Origin of the sequence: Labrenzia sp. VG12 (assembly GCF_002237595.1) — a bacterium.
Taxonomy (GTDB): Bacteria; Pseudomonadota; Alphaproteobacteria; order Rhizobiales; family Stappiaceae; genus Roseibium.
In genome coordinates this window covers 4,951,434-4,973,674 of the sequence record NZ_CP022529.1, presented here as the reverse complement: position 1 = coordinate 4,973,674, position 22,241 = coordinate 4,951,434, and the positions used below count along the sequence as shown (strand labels likewise).

General features: G+C 59.5%; 18 protein-coding genes. 9 read left to right on the top strand and 9 right to left on the bottom strand.

What is annotated here, in order from left to right; all coding sequences use genetic code 11:
• Positions 1-122: 122 nt before the first annotated feature.
• The 7 genes from CHH27_RS23015 (at position 123) to CHH27_RS22990 (ending at position 11,395) form a co-directional block, all read left to right on the top strand.
• Positions 123-1,391: a hypothetical protein gene (locus CHH27_RS23015; RefSeq protein ID WP_094073667.1), complete on the top strand. Its 1,269-nt coding sequence runs from the start codon at positions 123-125 to the stop codon at positions 1,389-1,391.
• Positions 1,384-1,599 (top strand): hypothetical protein, encoded by a 216-nt coding sequence (locus CHH27_RS27985; RefSeq protein WP_198338277.1) that lies wholly within the window; start codon positions 1,384-1,386, stop codon positions 1,597-1,599. Before CHH27_RS23015 ends, CHH27_RS27985 begins: the two co-directional genes overlap by 8 nt.
• Entirely contained in the window at positions 1,596-2,822 is a 1,227-nt protein-coding gene (locus CHH27_RS23010) for an SEL1-like repeat protein (RefSeq protein WP_198338276.1), read from the top strand. The genes CHH27_RS27985 and CHH27_RS23010 overlap by 4 nt, the downstream gene beginning before the upstream one ends.
• Positions 2,823-2,825: 3 nt before the next feature.
• Positions 2,826-4,334 (top strand): MBOAT family protein, encoded by a 1,509-nt coding sequence (locus tag CHH27_RS23005; RefSeq protein ID WP_094073665.1) that lies wholly within the window; start codon positions 2,826-2,828, stop codon positions 4,332-4,334.
• A gap of 14 nt (positions 4,335-4,348) precedes the next feature.
• Complete coding sequence (locus CHH27_RS23000; protein WP_094073664.1) at positions 4,349-6,313, top strand: hypothetical protein; 1,965 nt, start codon at positions 4,349-4,351, stop codon at positions 6,311-6,313.
• A gap of 68 nt (positions 6,314-6,381) precedes the next feature.
• Positions 6,382-9,888, top strand: a complete 3,507-nt coding sequence (locus CHH27_RS22995) for a PAS domain S-box protein (RefSeq protein ID WP_094073663.1) — start codon at positions 6,382-6,384, stop codon at positions 9,886-9,888.
• Between the two features lie 31 nt (positions 9,889-9,919).
• The gene (locus CHH27_RS22990) at positions 9,920-11,395 is read left to right on the top strand and encodes a sigma-54 dependent transcriptional regulator (RefSeq protein WP_094073662.1); all 1,476 of its coding nucleotides are present in this window, start codon (positions 9,920-9,922) and stop codon (positions 11,393-11,395) included.
• A gap of 33 nt (positions 11,396-11,428) precedes the next feature.
• Here the strand turns inward: CHH27_RS22990 and CHH27_RS22985 are convergent, their stop codons facing one another.
• On the bottom strand, positions 11,429-12,010 hold the full coding sequence (locus CHH27_RS22985) for an NUDIX hydrolase (RefSeq protein ID WP_094073661.1): 582 nt from the start codon (positions 12,008-12,010) through the stop codon (positions 11,429-11,431).
• A gap of 4 nt (positions 12,011-12,014) precedes the next feature.
• Positions 12,015-12,857, bottom strand: a complete 843-nt coding sequence (locus CHH27_RS22980; RefSeq protein ID WP_157739060.1) for a hypothetical protein — start codon at positions 12,855-12,857, stop codon at positions 12,015-12,017.
• A 479-nt stretch (positions 12,858-13,336) separates the two neighbouring features.
• Here CHH27_RS22980 and CHH27_RS22975 point away from each other — a divergent pair, with 479 nt between their 5' ends.
• Positions 13,337-14,746, top strand: coding sequence for a nucleotide sugar dehydrogenase (locus tag CHH27_RS22975; RefSeq protein WP_094073659.1), 1,410 nt, complete (start codon positions 13,337-13,339; stop codon positions 14,744-14,746).
• Positions 14,747-14,857: 111 nt separating this feature from the next.
• Here the strand turns inward: CHH27_RS22975 and CHH27_RS22970 are convergent, their stop codons facing one another.
• Positions 14,858-15,331, bottom strand: a complete 474-nt coding sequence (locus CHH27_RS22970; protein WP_094073658.1) for a hypothetical protein — start codon at positions 15,329-15,331, stop codon at positions 14,858-14,860.
• 283 nt (positions 15,332-15,614) lie between these two features.
• Here CHH27_RS22970 and CHH27_RS22965 point away from each other — a divergent pair, with 283 nt between their 5' ends.
• Positions 15,615-16,223, top strand: a complete 609-nt coding sequence (locus CHH27_RS22965) for a hypothetical protein (protein ID WP_157739059.1) — start codon at positions 15,615-15,617, stop codon at positions 16,221-16,223.
• A gap of 18 nt (positions 16,224-16,241) precedes the next feature.
• Here CHH27_RS22965 and CHH27_RS22960 read toward each other — a convergent pair whose 3' ends face one another.
• The 6 genes from CHH27_RS22960 to panC all read right to left on the bottom strand — a co-directional run bounded on the left by CHH27_RS22960 (position 16,242) and on the right by panC (position 22,222).
• Positions 16,242-17,306, bottom strand: a complete 1,065-nt coding sequence (locus CHH27_RS22960) for a bifunctional transcriptional activator/DNA repair enzyme AdaA (protein WP_094073656.1) — start codon at positions 17,304-17,306, stop codon at positions 16,242-16,244.
• A gap of 99 nt (positions 17,307-17,405) precedes the next feature.
• Positions 17,406-18,221 (bottom strand): ABC transporter substrate-binding protein, encoded by an 816-nt coding sequence (locus tag CHH27_RS22955; protein WP_208988336.1) that lies wholly within the window; start codon positions 18,219-18,221, stop codon positions 17,406-17,408.
• Between the two features lie 262 nt (positions 18,222-18,483).
• Positions 18,484-19,239: an ABC transporter substrate-binding protein gene (locus tag CHH27_RS22950; protein WP_094074956.1), complete on the bottom strand. Its 756-nt coding sequence runs from the start codon at positions 19,237-19,239 to the stop codon at positions 18,484-18,486.
• Positions 19,240-19,472: 233 nt separating this feature from the next.
• Entirely contained in the window at positions 19,473-20,249 is a 777-nt protein-coding gene (locus CHH27_RS22945) for an ABC transporter substrate-binding protein (protein WP_094074955.1), read from the bottom strand.
• Between the two features lie 264 nt (positions 20,250-20,513).
• Positions 20,514-21,323, bottom strand: a complete 810-nt coding sequence (gene panB / locus CHH27_RS22940) for a 3-methyl-2-oxobutanoate hydroxymethyltransferase (RefSeq protein WP_094073654.1) — start codon at positions 21,321-21,323, stop codon at positions 20,514-20,516.
• A gap of 35 nt (positions 21,324-21,358) precedes the next feature.
• Positions 21,359-22,222 (bottom strand): pantoate--beta-alanine ligase, encoded by an 864-nt coding sequence (gene panC, locus CHH27_RS22935; protein WP_094073653.1) that lies wholly within the window; start codon positions 22,220-22,222, stop codon positions 21,359-21,361.
• Positions 22,223-22,241: the final 19 nt, after the last annotated feature.

Here is a 22,241-nt window from a genome sequence, read left to right as displayed (position 1 = left end):
CCGTTCGCATTTCGGAAAAATCCCTATTAATCATTGTTTTATTTTACTTTTTCAAGAGAACGGCAGTTGGTCCGTTTCTTGTTCCCCTGACTGCACCACACGTTTTTTCAAGGGGCCACCCGATGAGACTGAAACCGAAACTCTACACGGCTGCGATCGCTCTGACCGCCCTGGCAGCGCTTGCGCCAATCGCCTTCAATCTCGTGGTCGACGCCTATGACCACAATCAGCTGGTCGATCTGGATCTCAACAAGGAAGAGATCAGCGTCAAGGCGCACTACCCGCTCTACAAGATGATCGAATATCCGCGCATCAAGGCGCCGACGGTCATTCTTGGCGACAGCCGCGCCCGGGCCCTGCAGGACAAGTACTGGCAGGAACTCGGCCGCGATGACGTCTACAATTTCGCCTATGGCGGCGCCACGGTTTTCGAGATCTACGACACGTTCAAATACCTTCAGGACACGGTCGAACTCGACACCCTGATCGTGAGCCTGCCGCTCAGGTCGATGGACGCCCGCTTCAAGGGCGGCATGAACCGGGTGCCGGAAGCCATCGCGCTCGCGGACGATCCGTTCGGCTATTACACGAACTGGTTCGTTGCAAAGACCGGCTGGACCTTGTTGGAAGACCGCTACCCGGCGCTGGAAGACGTTTTCAAGAACCTTTCCCTCCAGCCGGTGCAGAGCGCCAGGGCAGCTGACTTCACCGGCGTTTCGAACATGTCGGTAGAAGCCCTGCTCGATCCGAGCCTGTGCGACGAATGCGCCCTGAAGACACCGCAGGGCACGCTTCTTCTGCCATCCGTCTATCACGGTCATGGCCTTGGCCTGGGGCGCTGGGCGGGATACTGGCCGGAAATCACCATTGAACGCGACCTGCCGCAGCTGTTCGCCAAGCAGGTCGGCACCAATGGCGCTGCCGACTGGCGGCGGTTCAAGCAATCCGACGAACTCTGGGCGATGGTCGAAGAGATCGCCGCCTGGTGCGCAGAAAACGATGTCGAACTGATCTTCCTGATCCCGCCGACCATCTCCGAAATGCAGCGCCGCATCTCCGACTTCGGACTGACCGCCGCAAACCACAAGTTCCGTGAGCGACTGTCCACGCTCGCACCGGTGGTCGACCTCGACTACGACACCGCCTTCACACGGGATCTCGACAACTTCACGGACGCCTATCACTTCGGCTCGAACCCGGCCCGCAAGATTGTCGGCGAGTTGCTGCAGCTGATTGATCCGTCTTCTAGCGAGACTGACCTTGCCCGCAAGCGCCGTGGACCGCTCGCGTGTCCGGCCGTCGAACAGGACATCACCCAAACCCACAAGGAAGGCACGCTCGAGCTGATCGAAGGCACGTCCTGCAGGGTCTGGAGGCACACCAATGGCTAAGCGCAGCTTCAAATTCGAGGACACTCTGATCTGCCTGACCGGTTTTCTACTGGGGGCGCTTTTCACCTCTGCGGTCATCGGTCTGACACCGGCCCCGCAGACCGAGCTTCAGAAAATCAAATGGCGGTACCAGACCGACGATACGCTGACCGGCTTTCTTGCCGACGGTGCCAACAGAAACCAGCCGGAAAGGGAGATGCTGAGATGAAAACCAGAAAGTCCACATTGCGCCCCTGGAAGTACCTGCTGCTCGGCGCAGTCTTCAGCGCCGCCGGCGCGGTTGCCCTGAGTGCCGACGATCCGGCCAAAGCGGCAAAATCGGAACGGATCGACCCGACCATCGAAGAGATGATCAAACAGGCTCGCGGTCTTCAGAAAGTCGGTCGCTGGGAAGCGGCAGCCGACATTCTGACCCAGCTGGCCAATGACGGTCATCCGGTTGCCCTCTATCACCTCGGCCGGGCCTACAAGAATGGCTGGGGCGTCGAGGCGGACCTCGACCAGGCTCGCCTGATCTTCATGGAAGCGGTGCGCTACTCCTTCGCCTTTCGTGGGGAAACCGCGTATGAACTCGGCCGCCTGTTCCAACGCTCTTCCGGCGAGAAATGTGCAACGATCGCCCTTCAGTGGTTCCACAAGTCACTCTCCTGGGACTATCCGAAAGCCCATGTGCAACTGGCCAAGCATTATGAGCGCGGCATCGGCACCGAGCGGGATCTCACCGCCGCGTTCCATCATTATGAACGTGCGGCCATCGCCGGCTACCCGTCCTCGACCATCAATTATGCCCGCATTCTCCTGACCGGACGGTACGGCCTTGCCCCCAATCCCGACGAAGCCCGGTTCTGGGCGGAACGGGCCATTGCCGGGCTGGAAAAGAAGGCCCGCGACGGCTCTGCAAGCGCCGCCAAGACCCTCGGCCGCATTCATCGCGACGGTGAATTCATGGCGGCGGACAGCGCGCTTGCCCGCGACTGGTTCCTGCGGTCTGCAGACCTTGGCGATGCTGGTGCCATGCACGATCTCGCCCGCATGGTTCTTGCCGGTTCACCGGATGAGGCCGAGATCGAGGAGGCCCTGAAATGGCTGCGCCTTGCCGCAAAGGCGGATCACGGCGGTGCACTGACGGCGCTTGGTCGCCTCCATCTGAAGGGCCAGTACGGCCTGGAGCCGAAGGACGCGATCGATTTCCTGAAGCGGGGCGTCGAGACCGGGCACCCGGGTTCCATGGAAGAACTCGGCCGTCTTTACGCCGAAGGCAAACTGGTCAAGCAGGACCGGACCCGCGCCATCGAGCTTGCCCGCAAGGGGGCCGATCGGGGCCACCAGGGCAGCGCCAGCCTTCTGAAAGACCTGCAGCAACTGGACGAGGCAAATCTCACCATCATCGAGCGGGAAACACCGCTCCAGACCCCGTCAAAGGAGGGCTGAGTCATGGTTTTCAGTTCCCTGGAATTCATCTACCTGTTCATGCCGCCGGTTCTGATCGGCTATCTCCTGCTGCGCCACTGGGGCTGGGAAAACGGTATCATCTGGTGGCTGACGATTGCCTCCCTGGTGTTCTACGCCTGGTGGACGCCGGTCTATCTGCCGCTGCTGCTCGGTTCCGTCGTGATCAACTACGGCTTCCACCGGGTGCTGCGTCAGGTCCGCGACAAGTTCATCCTGATCATGGGGATTGTCTTCAATCTCAGCCTGATCGCCGTTTTCAAATATGCCGACTTCTTCATCGGCAACGCCAACCTGATCGCCGGTGCGGACATTCCGCTGCTGCATCTGGTGCTGCCGCTGGCGATCTCCTTCTTCACGTTCCAGCAGATCTCGTTCCTGATCGACACTTACAAGGGCGACATCGAGCACTGCGATTTCGCACGCTACATGCTGTTCGTCGTATTTTTCCCGCAGCTGATCGCCGGCCCGATCGTGATGCAGAAGGAAACCATTCCGCAGTTCCGCCTGCCTGTCTTCAGGAACAAGCTGGTCCTGAATCTGGCTGTCGGCGGCACCCTGTTCGCGATTGGCCTTTTCAAGAAAATCGTGCTGGCGGACGGCATCGCACCTTACGCCAACGGGGTCTTCAACCTGGCGGAAACCACCTCCGGTGTGCCGTTTGAAGCGGCCTGGATCGGGGCGCTTGCCTATTCGTTCCAGCTCTATTTCGACTTCTCGGGCTATTGCGACATGGCCCTGGGGCTCGCCCGCCTGTTCGGCATCCGCCTGCCGGTGAACTTCAACTCGCCCTACAAGGCCACCAGCATCTCCGATTTCTGGCGTCGCTGGCACATCACCCTGTCCCATTTTCTCAGGGACTACCTCTACATCCCGCTGGGCGGCAACCGCTCCGGCCCGGTGCGCCGGTATGCCAATCTGATGATCACCATGCTGCTTGGTGGATTGTGGCACGGTGCCAGCTGGACCTTCGTCTTCTGGGGCGGTCTGCACGGAGCCTACCTGGCCATCAACCACGGCTGGTCGGCCTTGGTCGAACGGGGCTACGTGCCGTCGCTGCTGCCACCGGTTGCCGCCAACCTGCTGGCGCGCACCCTGACCCTTCTTGCGGTGGTCGTTGCCTGGGTGTTCTTCCGTGCCGAAAGCTTTTCCGGGGCCAGCAACATCCTGGCCGGCATGACGGGCCTGTCCACGGTCTATGAGCCCCGCCTCTGGGAAAGCCTTTTGACCGGAACCGCCTCTGTCTGGGCCGCGATGATCTGCCTTGCCGCCATCGTGTTCCTGCTGCCGAACGCCATCGAGTTCACCGAGAAGTACAATCCGGTGCTCGGCCTGAAGAAGCTGGTCAAACAGCGCAAGTCGGACGGGTTCCTGCCCGTGCGCTGGCAGCCGACAGCCGGCTGGGCCGCGGCGGTCTCCGTGATCTTCGCCGTTGCGCTTGTGCAGACCTACCGTCTCGCCGAACTCACCGAGTTCATCTACTTCAACTTCTGAGTGGACCAGGTCCCATGAACCGACTTTTTCCGGTCCTCGTCGTCGCCTCAGCCGGCCTGTTTCAAAAAGTCCCGGCGGAGGCGGTCGAGAGTACTTCCGATCAGCTCGTGCTTCCCTCGCAGGCAACCACCATCGACCTCAAATCCGGCCTTGTCCGCAAGAAAGGCGTTTCAGGCCAGTGCGTTGAAAAGGTTTCCAGGGCAGGACCCAACACGCTGGTGATCTCGAAGTCACCTGGAGACGACACGCCACTGGTCAGCCTGAACGGCGCGCCTCAGAACATGGGAATGAAGACGGGCTCCGGAGCGCGACTTGGAACCATCCAGGCAAGTCGGGACGGCGCGCTTTTCTGGTTGCGGCAGTGGAAAACGGGCGACAAGCAGACAGAGCTTCTGCAGGACGGCAGGATCTTGAGAAGCTGGCCGGCCGGAAGCGCGGTCCGATTGCTGCGGGTCACTGAAAGCGAACTTCTCCTGCTGGTGGATGAACGTGGCGCCTCTCCACAGCTGCAGTCCATCTCCAGGCAAGAGCTCGCGGACGGTGCGCCGTTCGCCGACGTTTTGATCGATTTTGAAGCCTGCGTTCCGGAAAGGCTCAGGCTCGGCAAGACCCATGTCTGGGCACAGCTAGCCTGTGCGGACGAACGCGGTGCCGGGATCTTCCGGATCCCGCTCGACACCGGATCCATCGGCCTGCCGGATATTCGATCGGACAGCAGCGAATTCATCGCCCTTCCGAAGAGCCCGGACCGCGCCGGAAAACTTGCGGTTGCCTCGGTCAGCGGCTCAGAAGCTGGCTTGCAGTTCTACTTCGCGGTCAAGGGTCTTCTACTCGGGCAAAGTGGCGAAGTGCGCGCCTGTTCATCCGATGCGGAGGGTCTGCAGAGCTGGAACCAGAGCTACCGGCTGCGCGGCCTGGCAACCCTGTATGAGAAAACAGGCGTGCAAGCATTTGCGGATCTCGCCGTCAAATCCGTGAAGCTGACCCTTGCCGCGCAGGATGGTCTGCATGCTCGCACCGGACCGAACATCCCATCCTGTGGCTGGAGTTCAAAGATCTATTCAAGTGAGAGCGGCGACCGCCTCAGCCTGATGATCAACCAGGCCGTGATTGCCAATGCGCTGACAGAGGGGTGCCAGAGCCTTGGCAAGGCCTGCCCGCCAAAACTCCAAAAGCAGATTGGCGAAACGGCCAGTTGTCTGGCCGCCTCCTTCGAAGCGGACTTTGATGAGAGGGCAGGGCTTTACCGCATTCGCGACGGCCTTGAATTTCGGTTCGCCGGTGCCGTCGCCCCCTGGAACTGGCAGCTTTCCTTCGCAGCTCTTCTAAAAGGCTTGTCAGACGAAACCCTGCAGGTTCGTGCCAGCACCATTGTCGAAAAGTTCCTGCACGAAGTCGAGCAAGCTCCCGAGGGCGCTCTGTGGCGCTACTGGCCCAAGACCTATTACCTGGAAAAGGGCCTCGACCAGACGGCCATTCAGGAACAGCGCTTTGAAGACACCGGACATGCAGGGATCAGTCTCATGGGACTGGCGGACATGGAAGATGTTTTCGATGTGACGCTTACCGAAAGTGTTTCCGAACGCGCGGCGTTTCTTCTGGACTTCGGGCCCGAAACGCCCCGCGATCTGGATGGCAGCGGACCGCGCAGCCCGAAGTGGTTTCCGGCCGGTGGCTGGGCCTCTGCTGCACCTGGCGTCCTTACCGCCGCCTACGCAGGCCAGGTTCCCGGCGCAAGCGCGGCGGACACGCTTTTTGCCTATGCCAGTTTGTTCGATCCGAAGGCGGATTTCGACCTGACGCTCGATCTTCAGTTGTGCGGCGAGACCTGCCAACCCTACCGAAGCCTCTCTTACGACAGCTGGCGGGCTTTCCTGGACAACAACCCGTATTTCAGTCTCGGGCTGACCAAATCGCCGCAACTGCAAACGGAAAGCGGACGTTCCTCGCAACCGAAATCGGCAGATCCTAACAAATGAGCAAGCAAATGCGTCGAAACTCCCCTCAGGGAACCCAACCGACTGCCGTTTCTGAAAGAGGAAGGTCCATGCGCGCCTGGCTTCGTCACCTCACACATGACGCCACCTTCTGGCTGGTGCTGGTCTTTGTGACCGCTTCCGCACTGGCGGCCTATGTGCTGGCCGTGGATTTCGGCCAGAAAGCGCGCACGGCGGATCTGTCAGCTGCCGCGCAGGCACAATCGGACCTTCTGACCGCGTCCCGATCCTTCTATTCCCGTGAAGTCGTCGACAAGCTCTATTCGTCGAACGACGTTCAGGTGTCGCATGACTATCATGAGCGGGAGCTGACGGTTCCGGCACCGGTTTCGATGACCCTTGCGCTGGAAGAAGAACTGAAGGCGCAAGGCTCCGAGAGCAGCATTCGCATGCTGTCGAGTTATCCCTGGCCGTGGCGGCGCGATCGCAATCTCGACACTTTCGAAAAGGAAGCTTTGGCAGCTCTGCAACAAAATCCGGGGGCGCCCTACCAGCGCCTGGAACAGCGCGAAGACGCCACCTATTTTCGCAGCGCCACCGCTGTCATCATGGAGAGCAGCTGTGTTGCCTGCCACAACACGCATCCAGACTCCCCGAAACAGGACTGGGAAGTCGGCGACATCCGGGGCATCCAGGAAGTGATCCTGCCAGCGAGCAGTCTCTATGGAACCGGTTTTACCTCGCTCAACAATCTGATCTTCATGCTCGCGCTGGCCTTTCTCGCCGCAGCTGCCCTGACACTGGTCCTGTCCCGTCAAAGACAAAAAGCCACAAGCCGGCTGGCCGCGCTGGCCGAAGCCGAGCGTGAGAAAAACGAGGCCCTGGTCGTCGCGACCCGAAGGGCGGAAGCCGGAGAGGCCCAGGTGGGCGCTATTCTGGAAACCATGCTGGACGGCGTCCTGAGCCTCTCTCCGGACGGAAAGGTCCTCAGCGCCAATCCGTCCGCGCTGAAGATGTTCGGCGCTCGGACAATGGATGACCTCTCCTCGCGGGAGTTGAGCGACCTTCTCCCGGAAACCGGGACACCGGAGCAGGTTCTTGAAGGCTTTGACAAGCATACAGGCTCGGGAGGCCCCGCCGAGGCCGGTCAGCGTGTCGAAACGACCGGTCAGCGTCTTGATGCAAGCCGCTATCCGGTGGAACTCTCGCTGTCCAAATCTACCGTTGGCGGCACGGATACCTATACCGCCATCCTGCGCGATCTGACCCAGAGAAAGTCCGATGCGCTGAAACTGAAACAGGCCGAGACACGTCTGCTTGACGCCATTGAATCACTTCCCGACGGCTTTGTGCTGTATGACGCCGACGACCGGCTTTTGATGTGCAACAGCAAATATCGGGAATTCTATTCCAGCAGTTCGGACCTCATCCAGGTAGGTGAAAAATTCGAGGACATCATCCGAAGGGGCGCACGGCGTGGCCAATACCAACTGTCGGGCGATGCCCTGGAAGACTGGATCGAACTGCGCATGGAGCATCATCGCAATCCCGGCGCGCACATGGAACAGCACCTTGATGACGGCCGCTGGCTCCGGGTGATTGAATCGCGAACCAGCGAGGGCGGCATGGTCGGTTTCCGTGTCGACATCACCGAACTCAAACACCGCGAACAGGAACTGGTCCGCAGCCAGAACCTGATGCGCAGCGTGGTCTCGGCCTCTTTCGACGGTATCATCGTCATGGACGGCAAGGGCATCGTGCTCGATTACAGCCCGGCGGCCGAAGAAGTGTTCGGCTGGAAAGCCAGCGAAATCGTTGGCGAAAAAATGTCCGATTTCATCATTCCGGAAAAATACCGCGAGCTGCATGACAAGGGACTGGAGCACTTCCTGGTCACCGGTGAAGGACCGGTTCTGGGCAAGCGCATCGAGATTGAGGGCAAGCACAAGGATGGCCACGAGATCATCGTCGAACTGGCAATCCGGCATACACGCGGAGAACACGGTCCACTGTTCCTGGGTTATGTGCGCGACATCACCGAACGCAAGGCCGCAGACGCCGCCTTGAGAGATGCCAAGGAACGTGCGGAAGCGGCCAACGAGGCCAAGGCGAAGTTCCTGGCCATGATGAGCCACGAAATCAGAACCCCGATGAACGGTGTTCTCGGCATCCTGAGCCTCTTGCGCGACACCAATCTGGACACCGCCCAGGCGGATTATGTCAAAACTGCACGGGAATCCGGCCGGTCCCTGCTTGAGCTGATCAACGACATTCTCGATTTTTCCAAGCTCGAAGCCGGCCGGATGGAACTTGACAGCGCGCCGTTCCGCCTGAGGACGGTGGTCAAGAGCATCGTCGACCTGTTCCTGCCCATCGCCCAGGAGAAGGATCTGGGCCTTTTCCTGAACTATGGCGAGAACATTCCGGAGGCCGTTGTCGGCGACGCCGGCAGATTGCGGCAGGTTTTGCTGAACCTGGTGTCGAATGCCATCAAGTTCACTGAACTGGGCTCGGTCGAAATCACGGTCGCCATCGAAAAACAGGACCCGGTCCGGCCGACCTTCCACTTTTCCGTGAAAGATACAGGCATCGGCATCCCGAAAGACAAGCACGAAGCGCTGTTCGGCGACTTTGTTACCGTGGACAGCAGCTATACCAAGAAACAGGGCGGTACCGGTCTTGGCCTTGCCATCTGCAAGCAGATTGCAGGGCTGATGGACGGAGAGATTTCCGTTGAAAGCCTGCCCGCTGCCGGCAGCACCTTCCACTTCTTGGTCCCGATCACCCTGGCCGACGACCAGACCTATATCGAGGAGGTCCCGCGCGAGGAGACCAGGGAGGCCCTTCCCGAAGGGCTTATCATTCTGGTTGCCGAGGACAATGCCACCAACCAGATCGTCGTCAGCCATGCCCTGGACCGGGCCGGATGCGATGTCGACATTGCAAACAATGGCCGGGAGGCCGTGCAACTGGCCCAGAGGCGCGACTACGACTGCATCCTGATGGACATTTCCATGCCGGAAATGGACGGCCTGGAAGCGACCGGCAAGATCAAGGCCGGCGGACGCAACGCAACAACGCCGGTCATCGCGCTCACCGCCTATTCGCTGCGCGGTGACAGGGAGCGTTTTCTGGCGGCCGGAATGGAGGATTTTCTCGCCAAGCCGGTGGAAAAAGAGGAGCTGCTTGCCTGCATTGCGCGCAACGTCCATCAGGCGGCCGCCTCCAAGCCTGCCGCTGCCGATCCGGTCGCTTCCGCGTCCCTGGCGGCGGCGCGCGACATTCTCGACACGATGCCGACAGAGCTGAAACAGAAGCTTCTGCAGCAATTCATCGATGACACCAGCCAGCGCCGCGAAGCCGTGCTTGAAGCCTTCGACACCGGCGACATCAACCAGCTCGAACGGGCGACACATGCGCTGAAAAGTGTTGCTGGCACCTTCGGCGCGGTGGAACTGACCAACACGGCGGCTGCGGTCAACGGGCTCGCGCGGGACGGCAAGTCCAGCCAGGCGATGTCCAGGGTGGTCGAACTTGCAGAGCTTTGCAATCAGACGTTAGAAGAAGTGAAACGCCTCGCCGATGAGATAGGGGTCGACATTTCGCTCAAGGCCTGATTGCCTTCGCGGAAGCCTGGAGGAACCGGATTTGAAAGTTCTCATCGTAGAAGACGCATTGCCACTTGCAACGGTCTATGGCCATCACCTGGGACGTGCCGGAATTGACACGCTCCACGTCGAGACCGGCCGGGAAGCCCTTGGCAGGATCCGGAAAGGTGGCGTCAGCGTCGTTCTGCTGGATCTCCAACTGCCCGACATGAATGGTATGGAGGTTCTGGAGGTAATCCGCGAGGAGCAACTGCCGGTCACCGTCGTTGTCGTCACAAGTTCCGGGTCGATCAAGACCGCTGTGGACGCCATGCAGGCCGGGGCCTACGACTTCATCGTCAAGCCGGTCGCCGAGGAACGCCTGGTCACCACGACCCGCAACGCCCTGGAACGGGAAACCCTGACGGAAGTGGTCGCGGAAGTTCAAAAGCCGACCACAGCGAAGGCGACCACCGGCTTTGTCGGCTCGTCGCTGCCGATGACAGCGGTCTACAAGATGATCGAAAGCGTCGCTCGTTCCAACGCGTCGGTGTTCATCACTGGCGAGAGCGGCACCGGCAAGGAGGTCTGCGCGGAGGCCATTCACAAGTCCAGCCCGCGTGCCAAGCGCCCGTTCGTTCCGCTCAATTGCGCCGCCATTCCCAAGGACCTGATCGAGTCGGAAATCTTCGGTCATGTCAAAGGCGCCTTTACCGGCGCGACTTCCGACCGGGACGGTGCGGCGGCGCGCGCCGACGGCGGGACGCTGTTTCTGGACGAAATCTGCGAACTGGAACTCAATCTGCAAGCCAAGCTGCTGCGCTTCCTGCAAAGCGGAACCGTTCAGAAAGTCGGCAGCGACAGTCTCAAGAAGGTGGATGTGCGCATTGTCTGTGCCACCAACCGGGACCCGCTGGAAGAGGTCGAGGCCGGCCGGTTTCGCGAAGACCTTTATTACCGGCTGCATGTCCTGCCGATCGGTCTGCCGCCCCTGCGCGCGCGCGGTGCGGACATCCTCGAACTGGCCCGCCATTTCCTGACCCAGTTTGCGCTTGAAGAAGGCAAGGCCTTTGAGGGCTTTTCCGTCGAAGCGGAAGAAATGCTGATGGCCCATGGCTGGCCGGGCAATGTGCGCGAAATGCAGAACACCATCCGCAATCTGGTCGTGCTGAATGAGGGCCCGATCGTGGAAGCAGACATGCTGACGACCCTGCAGGGCCGTGCGCCTGTACCCAGGCGCGAGGCCGGAGTGGTCCCCTTGCAGGTGCCCGTGTCCCAGACTACCCCGCAGTCCTCGGTTGCCCCCGGCCCGGATGGCTGGCCGGTCATCACCCTGACCCTGGGCCAGCCTTACGAGACCCTGGAAAAGCAGATCATCGAGGCAACCATTGAAGCCTGCGGCGGCAGCCTTCCGAAAACGGCCAGAACACTGCAGGTCAGCCCGTCGACGCTCTACCGCAAGAAAGAAATCTGGGCGGCTCAGGAAGAAGCTGACGAAGCCCCGGCAGCCGAAAACGAAACCGCAGAAGTTCAGTAACTTCCCCGGAAGATCAAAGGATCACCGGACGCATCACGAGGATGCGTCCAGCAGCATTTCGGCGATGCCGACCGTGGCAACGTGAGAGGTGATCGGCAGATCTCCCAGCAGGGCCGCCCGCCTGACGGTTTCCCGCGGCTGCCGGATCAGCGTTGCGTCTTCAAGGTCGCCCGAATTGGCTTCGGCCAGCTTGATGACGTGCCGGGCGACGAAAATATGCGCCGACGCAATCCGTTGATTGCCGTGCAGGACGAGCGACGGCCCGGCAAGCCAGCGTCCGCCGCCATATCCTGTCTCCTCCAGGAGCTCGCGACGGGCTGAAAACTCAGCGTCCTCACCCGGATCTACCTGGCCACCCGGCAAGGTCAGGCAGACCTTGCCGATGCCATGCTTGTATTGACGCAAAAGCAGAACCTCATCGTCTTCGGTCACGGCATAGATGGACGCAAAGGATGGCAGATCGATCTGGTAATAGTCGTCCACCAGCCGGTTGTCCGGAAGGCAGATCGTCTGTCGCAGGACCCGCAGGCGTTCTCCCGCCTCGAACACCTTGCGGCTCTCGACCAGCGACCAGTGGTCTTCTGGTTTGTCCTCCCGGGCTGATACCGTGCTCACCTCGTCATACCTCCGCCATCTTGCCAACAGGCAGGGTCACGGGGAGTTCCGCACCGGACAAATGCCGCATTTCATAACTCAGTAGCTGGCTGACATCGCTCGGGGCTGACACCTCCGACAGGACATCGCTGTTCAGGAGGGCCTCGCAAAGGGGCGCCGCATAACTTGCAGCACTTTGCGGCGCGAGGTAGCTGATCAGGCGCGCGGTCTTGTGGCGTTTCAGAATATGGCTGCGCACAAGAGCAGTCGAAAAGCTTGCCGGCATGATCAGCAGGCTGGTGTCGCTGTCGCGGTAGACCCGGTGATCGGGAAACCGGACCTGGAACTCTTTCATGATTGCCGGCAGTTCCTGGTGCTCCCGTTCCCATGCCAGATAGGTCTTGCGCTGATTGGCGGTGCTGCGCGTACCGGCCAGCAGCATTCGGATTGTGGCTGATCCGTTGTCGAGCACCGGCGAGCACTTGTCCGGGAAAGCGCTGGTCTGCACCACCTTGACCAGAAACTCGTAAAGGTCGTCGGAAAAATCATGCTCATGGCGGACGAGTACGTCGTGCTTGCCCCAGAGTTCGGTTCCGGCCGATGCGAAAACCCCGGCAAACGCCTGGCGAACATACGCCGGCAAGCGGGTCATCACGTCGGCGTAGTTGCTGCTGGAAAGCAGGTAACAGGATCTCTGTTCGGCGAATCTGGTCAGGTAACGAGCGAATTCGTCGTCCATGCGTCCAAACGGGGACGGCACCAGCGCATCCAGATCAAACAGGAAAACATCTGTCTTGCCTTCTCCTTCAGCACCGGAGAGGGGACCGGTTACGCGGCCAACGGAGGTGATTTTCGAATGCGGCAACATGGCTGTCTCCTTCACAACATCGAAGTTTGAACCAGGTGTTGCAAAGGGGCGGCCAACCGTGCCAATTTTTGAGAAGTTTCAAAAAAATAATAAAAAACAAATACTTGAACAAAATTCGACAATCCTGCGTCTCGACCCATTGCGCAAACGAATTGCGAAACGAAAACCCTACCGTTCGAATTTCGCAAACTTTCCATGAAACGGACGCACAGGGCGGACACCTTATATATAGGACCGTCTGCGCCTCGCGGTGTGCACGCCACCTGGCGGGTCCTCTGTCACTTCCGGAAAGCGGATTTTGCAAATGACCGAGTGTTCGAAATTCGGAAGACTTCATTCGATTTCGCGAACACCGCCTTGCAGGCCAGCAGATCAAGATTTTGTAAACATCTGAATCTATTGAACTTTCATAATCCGGAACCGTTTGGCACGGCGTTTGTAACTCCTTCCGCAGATCAAGCATCTACGGGAGTTGTCACATGAACATGTATGTTGGAAATCTGGAAACCACCCGCGACCTCAACGTCATCGACTTCAAACTGTTCGAGCCGAAGGACGCCATCAGCGTTATCGGGCTCGGCTATGTCGGTGCGGTGTCGCTGGCCTGTCTCAGTTCACTCGGTCACAGGGTCGTCGGTGCAGACATCGATGCACGCAAGGTTGAGGCGATCGGCTGGGGTCAAAGCCCGATCGTGGAAGACCGTCTTGGCGATCTCTTGACCGAAGGGGTCGCCGGGGAGCTGCTGACGACCACGACAGACGTCAAGCGCGCCGTTATCGAAACGGACATCACCTTCGTTTCGGTCGGGACGCCCACCAGCGAAGACGGCGGCTGCGACACACGTGCGATCAAGGCCGTTGCCCGCAGCATCGGCGCGGCTCTGAAGGAAAAAGACGCCTTTCATGTCGTGGTGCTGCGCTGCTCGGTGCCCCCCGGCACCACCTTGAAGGTCATGCTGCCCGAGATCGAGAAAGTCTCCGGCAAGATTGCAGGTGCGGAATTCGGCATCTGTTTCAATCCGGAATTCCTGCGCGAAGGCACGGCCGTTGCGGACTTCCACGCACCACCTAAGACCGTGATCGGTGTGACCGATCCGCGGACAGCAGCAATCATTGCCAAGCTCTATGCGCCGGTCGACGCAAATCCGATTGTCACGTCGATCGAAGTGGCGGAGCTGGTGAAATATGTCGACAATGTCTGGCACGCGACCAAGGTCTGTTTCGGCAATGAAGTCGGCCGGCTGTGCAAGCCACTCGGCATCGACAGCCATGCGGTCATGGACATTTTCGTCCAGGACACGAAGCTCAACCTGTCGCCCTACTACCTGAAGCCGGGCTTTGCCTTCGGCGGCTCGTGCCTGCCCAAGGAAGTGCGTGCCGTCACCCATCTGGCCGGCGAACTGGGTGTCGACGTACCGATGATCGACGCGCTCATTCCCTCCAACAGGGAACAGGTGGACCAGGCAGTGCGGCTTGTTAAGGAGACATCGGCAAAGAAGGTCGCGATCCTGGGTGTTGCCTTCAAACCGGGAACGGACGATCTGCGCGAAAGCCCGGTACTCGATCTGATCGCGGAGCTCGTGAAGGACGGCGTTGAAATCACCGCCTACGACCCTGCCATCCAGCCTGGGCCGCATATCGCACAGCAGTTTGAATACATGCGCTACGCCGCGCCGCATCTGAAAGAGGTCGTTGACGCACTCCCCGGCATTCTCAGGGCGACACCGGAAGAAGCAATGACCGAGGCCGGCGCCATCGTCGTCTCACAAAACCAGCCTGCCATTCGGAGCGCGCTGGCGTCCAGAAAGCAGGAGGCAGCGGTTGTGGACCTGGTCCGCATCCCGACAACAGCCCGGGCCTCTGCAAACTATATCGGCATAGGCTGGTAGGACCCCGCACTCCCGTCCGCCCTCTCCCTCCCCCATCGACCCCACCGGGAGAGGGCGGACATCCGGTTCACAAGAGTTGCGGCGCGCAGATCTGGCTCCTGGCAAGGACCGTCAGCGTGCCGAAGCCAGTTTTTTCACCAGACCATGATCGCAAGCGAAATCTTCATTGCCCTGTTTTACCGGCCGCGCCAGATCGCATGTTCCGGTGATGTGCCCGAGGACCCCCGCCTCGCCCCGGAACCCTGTATATCGCTGGTCGTTCGTCTCGATGGAGAGCGCGAACAGTGGCGCGATTTCGTCTCCATAGGCCGCATGCACAATCTTCACACTGCGCAAGGGACCCAGTTCAAACCGTCCAAGACTGTCGGTTCGTGTCGTCACTTTTTGCGCACCGTCTGCTGATTGCGGCGCATTCGCGGAAAAGGGAACCACCGCCAGCACGATCTTCGCGTCTGCAACAGGTTCACCATTTTCCAGGAGGACGCCCGACACTTTCGGCGCGAGCCTATGCGGTACCGGAAACACCACACAGGCGGCCGTTGCAAGGCCCAGAAAACCTGCGGCGACCAGTCGAAAAGTTGCCATTCGCACCTGCTCCATGCTTCTCGGGGAAGGCCAACCACCGGGCTTATGATGAGCCTTACGGTTGCGCTGGATTGCGGCGGCAACAAGGTCCAACGTGACCGGCACTCGCCAGGTTGCGTTGCCAGGGGGAAACGCCGACCGGAAAACGGGATTTCTGTGATCGTGGTCACGAGGGTGCGTTGCAACTTTTGGTATCGTTCGATCAGATCAGCGACAGCATCAAACCGCTGCCAGGGCTGATCGAGTGGGCTGGAATTTACCGCGACCTGGAAAGGACCGGCCGATGATTACGATTACTTCGCCCTCAATGGTGTTCAATGACAACCGCTCGAACCGGCTGTTCACGATGGATGTCACGGAAGCGGTCGCCGCAACGGATACGCAACGCGCCCTCGTCAACAAGGTGGTGGCAGCCGCGGCCCGGGCCACCGGAAACCGCCTCGACAACCTGATCCTCAATGCGCATGGCACGCCGGGCAGCTTCCAGATCGGCACCGGACTGAACATCAACACGATGGCCCCGTGGGCGGATGTGAAAAACAAGGTGTTCAAGATCTGGTTCCGCGGCTGCCTTGTCGCCCGCATCGCCGGCGCGCACACAGCGCGTCACGGTGATGGTGCGGCGCTAAGGGCCTACGGCGTCAATTCCGGCAATGGTCACGCCTTTATCAGCGCCTTTGCCCGATTGACAGGCTGCTACGTGGTGGCCCCAACGGAAATGCAAAGCGCCGCCCGACAGCGTTCCAGCTATCCCCGCGGCCAGCTGGACAGCTATGAAGGCCTGCTCCTGAGCTACGACCCGCAAGGCAATATCAGCTGGCAGCATCGCTATCCGTCGCTGTATGGTCACGACACGACCGCTCGGACAGCCCGGGTTCCGAACCGCGAGTAGACTTTTATGGCGGCCCTCTCAGCCAGCCGCGGTTTTGCGATAGCCCTGCTCGATTTCGATCAGCCGCTGCTTGCGCCAGAGCCCGCCACCATAGCCGGTCAACGAGCCGTCGGCACCAATGATGCGGTGGCACGGCACCACCAGCGCGAGCTGGTTGGCGCCGTTGGCGCGGGCGACGGCACGCACCGCTTCGGGACGCCCAAGAGCGTGGGCGAGCTCTGAGTAGCTGCGTGTCTCGCCCGCCCTTATCGTCAGGAGCTCCCGCCAGACATCCCGTGTGAACGCACTGCCATGAAGGGCAAGTTTCGTTTCGAACGTGCCTCCCTTCCCCTTGAAGAACCGGTTCAGTTCTTCCTGGATCTGGTCTGTCACTTCGGTTCGGCCAAAACCGATCTGCCCCTTGGCGAAAGCGTTCAGTTTCCGGAACTCCGTTGGCAGCGCCTTGCGATCCAGAAACTCCAGGAGATGCAGTTGTGTACGATCGGTGATGGCAACGAGTGGACCGAGCGGCGAGCTTACCCAATCGGCATAAAGCAACGGTTCGGAGGCAAAGCCACCCGGCGCCTGTCCCAGGATCTTTGCGAAGGCTTCACGAAAGGCACTGGCCGATTCAAATCCCGCGGTGATCTGCGCATCAATCACGCGCCCCCCTTCGGCCAGCGTCGAAAACCCCTCTTGCAGCCGCCGCTGACGGGCCATTTCCAGAAAGGTCATGCCGAAGTGACGTTTGAACGCACGGCGCACTGTCGACGGGTCCAGCCCAAGTCGCACGATGTCGGGTTCTCCCCACCGGTAGCCAGGCCGTTTTTCAAGGGCCTCGATCAGCGGCTTCACAACCGGGTCGGCGCTGGCTTCGGGTGTGGTCGGCCGGCAGCGCTTGCAAGGCCGGAACCCGGCTTCGATACACTCGGCAACGGTTTCGTGGAAGCTGCAATTCTCCGGCTTTGGCTTCCGCGCCGGACAGGTCAGGCGACAGAAGATACCGGTCGAGGCCACGCAGACAAACATGCGCCCGTCATAGGACGGATCGCGATTGAGCAGCGCTTCATAAAGGGTGTCAAAACCAGGTCGGGTCATCAGCATGGCCCGACCATACGCGGTCTCTTCATCGATTTCAGCCGGAAATCGGGCGCCTATTCCTGTCGGCGAGCTTGAAGCGCGAATACCGCGTTTCCCTTACCCCTAACGCAAAGCTGACGGATTGCTCGCGTCCACCAATGCCTGCAGAGACGCCCCCGCGTTCCGTTCGGCGAAATAACCGTCGATAATCGCCTGGTATTCACCTGTCGCGATCATCTCTTCGAGCACCTTGTCCAGCCGGTCACGCAGCCCACTTAACCCCTTCATCTTGGAAAACGCCAGGTACGAAGGCACGGAAGAAACGGCTGGCGTCAGTTCAACGACGCGGTTCAGCCCATTCAGCTTCATCAGATGGTGCATGGCGCCATACTTGTTCATGATGATCGCGTCCGTGCGGCCATACAGCAGTTTCTTCACGTTCTGTGCGCTGACCGGCGCGTAATCAAGCGTGCGCAGCTGGCCGGTCCGGATGGCTTCATCAACTTTCGGTCCATAGGAAATGTCGTCAACAAGACCGATCGAGACATCGCCCAGACTGTCCAGACTGCCACTGTAACCGATGTCAGCGCTCCGCAAGGCCCAGACCGAGAGCACCTGCGGCATCAGGACGACACGTGAATAGTCCAGGAAACGCAAGCGTTCCTCGGTCCGATAGGCGGTGAAGATGCCGTCCGCCTGCCCAATGCGAACCATGTGCAAGGCCCGTTTCCAGGGCAGGACGTGAATGACAAGGTCTTCGCCGAGGTGATCGAAAGCTCTTTCCACGATGCGAACGACAATGCCGTCAGCGCCGTCTCCGGTCGCATATTCGTATGGCGGGTAGGCAAATGTAACCAGCTTGACCGCCTTTGCGTGCGTGGTCGATGTCGCCAGCAACAGAGGGGCCAGGAGGCAAAGGCGCAACAGCAGCGTTTTCATGAACGCCTCCATCTTCTCTCAATTTCTATTATCTGCTTATTATAAAGAAGATCCTCAACAACCACACATTCAAATAAACTAACGAGACTCATAAATATATTTTCGTAAAAAATGCCGATTTTTGTTATCTAAATCTTAAATTCTGTGGAAGGCATTGTTTCTACACCTGGCACAGAAAAGCCCGGCTTCCGGGTTGGTGCGGAAGCCGGGCGCTTTGCTGACTGAGTGATTTATCCGGGAGGGCGGTCCGGACGGGGTTCACTCATTCAGCAAAATAGGCGTCGATGATGGACTGGTATTCGCCCGAAGCGATCATTTCCTGGAGCACGCCATCCAGTTCATCGCGCATGCCCGCCAGATTGTTGGCCTTCGAGAACGCAATATAGGACGGCACGGAGGAGATTTCCGGTTGCAACTCAACCACCTGGTCGAGGCCGTTCTGTTGTTTCAGGTGATGCATCGCGCCGTACTTGTTCATGATCACCGCGTCGATGCGCCCACCCATCAGTTTCTTGATGTTGTTGGAGCTTTCCGGCGCGTAGTCGAGCGACTTCAGCGTTCCGGACTTGATCGCATCGTCGACCGTCGCGCCGTAGCTGATGCCGTCGACCAGGCCGATATCGGCGCTCGCAATGCTGTCCATCGACCCGTCAAAGGCAACCTCGCTGCCCTTCTTCACCCAGACGGACAGGACTTGAGGCATCAAAACGGTTTCCGAATAGTCCAGAAACTTGACCCGCTCATCGTTCTTGTAGGCCGTGAAAATGGCATCGGCTTCGCCGGTCTTGGTCATGTGCAGCGCACGCTTCCAGGGAAGCACCTGGATGCTGACATCCTTGCCCATCTTCTTGAACGCTTCTTCAACGATGCGCACGGCAATGCCATCGGCCTTGTCACCAGCCTGATATTCGTAAGGTGGATATTCCAGCGTGACGAGTTTCACCGTTTCCGCCCGTGCCGCAACGGACAAAAGGATGACTGCGATTCCAATTCCGAGAGTTCTTGCGAGATTGAGCATGGATGCCTCCTCTGGATAGCGAGAATTGTCCCCGATCACCAAAAGGCTAACCAACACTCTTTAGAAAATCACATCAAAAATATCTTCCAAACTCAATAAATTGCCTTTATATGAAAGAAAACTTACCCGGAAACCGCAGGAAATATCAACAAACCGAAACGTAATGCATCGTAATTACTTTCATTAATCAAACGTATACAAATCAACTCACTGCTACAAATACTCAAATTCGATCAGAAATCCTGTTCCGGCAACGCCTCAAAGTAGTAATTGTCGACGATTTTTTTGTAATCGCCCGACTCGATCATGGCCTGCATCACTTCATCGAACTGATCACGCAGACCGCTCAGATTACGCGCCTTTGAGAAGCCGACATAGGAAGGGACCGCGGACACTTCAGGTCGCAATTCCTCGACCTTGTCAAAACCGTCCTGGAGCCGGAGATGATAAATGGCGCCATAGCGGTTCATGATCACGGCATCGGTCCGCCCTGCCAGAAGCTTCTTGATGTTGTGAGAGCTGTTGGGCGCATAGTCGAGTTTTTTGAGTGTGCCGTCCTCGATGGCCTTGTCCGCCTTGTCGCCGTAGCTGACACCATGGACCACACCGATCGACACCTCGCTCAGGCTTTCCATGGTTCCGTCATAGGGAAGATTGCTTCCCCGAAGGGCCCAGATCGACACGACCTGTGGCATGACTACCGTTTCCGAATAGTCCAGGAACTTGAGCCGTTCTTCGGTTTTATAGACCGTGAAGATGCCGTCGACGCTTCCCTGACGAGCCATCAGCAAAGCCCGCTTCCACGGCAGGACCTCGATTTCAAGATCATGCCCAAGGCGCCCGAATGCCTCCCGCAGCAACCGCACGACAATGCCCTCGACCTTGTCGCCTTCCATGTATTCGTAGGGCGGGTAGCTGAGTGTCACGAGCTTGAGTGTGTCCGCCCTTGTTCCGACCGTGCCAACGGCAAGCCAAAGACCCAGGAACAGCACGGACGTCAGGAGCTTCATGAGCGCTTCCCCACTCGTTCCGCGGCCTGCAGGATTGCGCTTGGGAGATTCCAAGGACAGCGGAAACATCTAATGCCTTTCCGGAAAGCAAGTCGCTTCGAAGAGGCCATGAGATTTTGAACCATTATTTATTAAAAATGTCCGACCCCAACACGCTACCCAGTTCAGCGCTCTGGTTTTAGCTGCAAAACGGGATCACCGACCTACCCTGGGGATAGGGCTTCCTTCTCTCTTCTAGGAAAGATTGCAGATCCCGCGAACTTCCTATCGGTAAACCTGCTCATCTCCCGGGAATGTGCGGTCCTTGACGTCGTCTGCATAGGCTTTCACCGCGGCTTCGATCTGGCCACCGAGGTCACCATAGACCTTGACGAATTTCGGCGGGGTCGGGTTGAGGCCGAGCATGTCCTCCAGCACCAGGATCTGACCGTCGCATTCGGCCGAAGCACCAATGCCGATGGTCGGGATCGGTATCTCCTTCGTGATCCGGGCGGCGAGCGGCTCGACCATGCCCTCCAGTACCACCGAAAAAGCGCCTGCTTCGGTGACGGCCTTGGCATCCTCGAAATGCTGATCCCAGTCGGTCTCCTTGCGCCCCTGGGTCTTGAAGCCGCCCATGACATGCACCGATTGCGGTGTCAGGCCGATATGGGCCATCACCGGCACGCCGCGTTCGGTCAGAAACCGGATCGTCTCGGCCATGCGCACGCCGCCTTCCAGCTTGACGGCTCCGCACTGGGTTTCCTTCATCACCCGGGCTGCGTTGCGGAAGGCTTCCGCCGGGCTTTCTTCATAGGTGCCGAAGGGCATGTCGACGACAACCAGCGCCCGCTCGGTGCCGCGCACCACCGCCTTGCCATGCATGATCATCAGGTCGAGGGACACGCCAACGGTCGATTCCATGCCATGCATGACCATGCCGAGACTGTCGCCGACCAGAACGAAATCGGCATATTTGTCAACAATGGCCGCCGTATGCGCGTGATAGGAGGTCAGCGACACGATCGGATCGCCTCCCTTGCGCCTTGTGATCTGAGGCGCCGTGATACGGCGGACTTTGGACTGGGTGCTCATGCGGCATCCTTTCTGAAGACATATGACATGGCGGATCAGGCGTCTTGAACGGTTGTTTGCGCGACAACGCGCTGGTCGATCAGGAGAACAGCGCCGAAACGCACGGCAAGCAGAACGACGGCAGGACGAATGACGGGACCGGAGAGCTCGGCCAGGGTCTCCGCATCTCGGATATCGACGCTTTTCACGTCAGCCGACGGCGCGGTGGCGAGCTCTGCCCAGATGGCCGCTTCCAGATCCGCCAGCAATGGGCCGGTCTTTGCCAGTTCCTCTGCCCGGTCTAGCGAGCGGGACAGCGCCAAGGCTTCCTGGCGATGCTCCGGTGTGAGCCGCACATTGCGGGAGGACATGGCCAGACCGTCGGCCTCGCGCACGGTTGGATGGGCAAGGATCTCCAGCGGCATGTCCAGATCCCGGACCATTTGCCGGATCAGCGTCAGCTGCTGATAGTCCTTCTCGCCAAAAACCGCGAAATCGGGCGTGGCGATGTTGAAGAGCTTGGTGACGACGGTGGCGACACCTCGGAAATGACCGGGCCGTAGCGCGCCCTGCAGGATGCCGGCAAGTCCGGGTACATCGACAAAGGTGTCGCCGCCTGCGCCATACATCTCTTCAACGCTCGGCAGGAAGACCGCATCGACACCTTCGGCCTCCAGCAGGGCCTGGTCGCGCGCTTCGTCGCGCGGATAGGTGCCGAGATCTTCGTTCGGGCCGAACTGGGTCGGATTGACAAAAATGGTGGTGATGACCCGGTCGGCCTTTTGGCGCGCAAGACGTACCAGCCCAAGGTGACCTTCATGGAGATAGCCCATGGTCGGCACGAGGCCCACCGTTTCGCCCGCGCGCTTCCAGTCCCGCACAAGTGTGCGCAGCTCCGCCCTGGTCCGGCAGATTTTCATGATGCATTTCCTCCCGCGG

What these genes read in the sequence shown, in the direction of transcription:
- CHH27_RS23015 (WP_094073667.1), top strand. Translation starts at nt 123, where the DNA reads ATGAGACTGAAACCGAAACTCTACACGGCTGCGATCGCTCTGACCGCC.
- CHH27_RS27985 (WP_198338277.1), top strand. Translation starts at nt 1,384, where the DNA reads ATGGCTAAGCGCAGCTTCAAATTCGAGGACACTCTGATCTGCCTGACC.
- CHH27_RS23010 (WP_198338276.1), top strand. Translation starts at nt 1,596, where the DNA reads ATGAAAACCAGAAAGTCCACATTGCGCCCCTGGAAGTACCTGCTGCTC.
- CHH27_RS23005 (WP_094073665.1), top strand. Translation starts at nt 2,826, where the DNA reads ATGGTTTTCAGTTCCCTGGAATTCATCTACCTGTTCATGCCGCCGGTT.
- CHH27_RS23000 (WP_094073664.1), top strand. Translation starts at nt 4,349, where the DNA reads ATGAACCGACTTTTTCCGGTCCTCGTCGTCGCCTCAGCCGGCCTGTTT.
- CHH27_RS22995 (WP_094073663.1), top strand. Translation starts at nt 6,382, where the DNA reads ATGCGCGCCTGGCTTCGTCACCTCACACATGACGCCACCTTCTGGCTG.
- CHH27_RS22980 (WP_157739060.1), bottom strand. Translation starts at nt 12,857, where the DNA reads ATGTTGCCGCATTCGAAAATCACCTCCGTTGGCCGCGTAACCGGTCCC.
- CHH27_RS22975 (WP_094073659.1), top strand. Translation starts at nt 13,337, where the DNA reads ATGAACATGTATGTTGGAAATCTGGAAACCACCCGCGACCTCAACGTC.
- CHH27_RS22970 (WP_094073658.1), bottom strand. Translation starts at nt 15,331, where the DNA reads ATGGCAACTTTTCGACTGGTCGCCGCAGGTTTTCTGGGCCTTGCAACG.
- CHH27_RS22965 (WP_157739059.1), top strand. Translation starts at nt 15,615, where the DNA reads ATGATTACGATTACTTCGCCCTCAATGGTGTTCAATGACAACCGCTCG.
- CHH27_RS22960 (WP_094073656.1), bottom strand. Translation starts at nt 17,306, where the DNA reads ATGCTGATGACCCGACCTGGTTTTGACACCCTTTATGAAGCGCTGCTC.
- CHH27_RS22955 (WP_208988336.1), bottom strand. Translation starts at nt 18,221, where the DNA reads ATGAAAACGCTGCTGTTGCGCCTTTGCCTCCTGGCCCCTCTGTTGCTG.
- CHH27_RS22950 (WP_094074956.1), bottom strand. Translation starts at nt 19,239, where the DNA reads ATGCTCAATCTCGCAAGAACTCTCGGAATTGGAATCGCAGTCATCCTT.
- CHH27_RS22945 (WP_094074955.1), bottom strand. Translation starts at nt 20,249, where the DNA reads ATGAAGCTCCTGACGTCCGTGCTGTTCCTGGGTCTTTGGCTTGCCGTT.
- panB (WP_094073654.1), bottom strand. Translation starts at nt 21,323, where the DNA reads ATGAGCACCCAGTCCAAAGTCCGCCGTATCACGGCGCCTCAGATCACA.
- panC (WP_094073653.1), bottom strand. Translation starts at nt 22,222, where the DNA reads ATGAAAATCTGCCGGACCAGGGCGGAGCTGCGCACACTTGTGCGGGAC.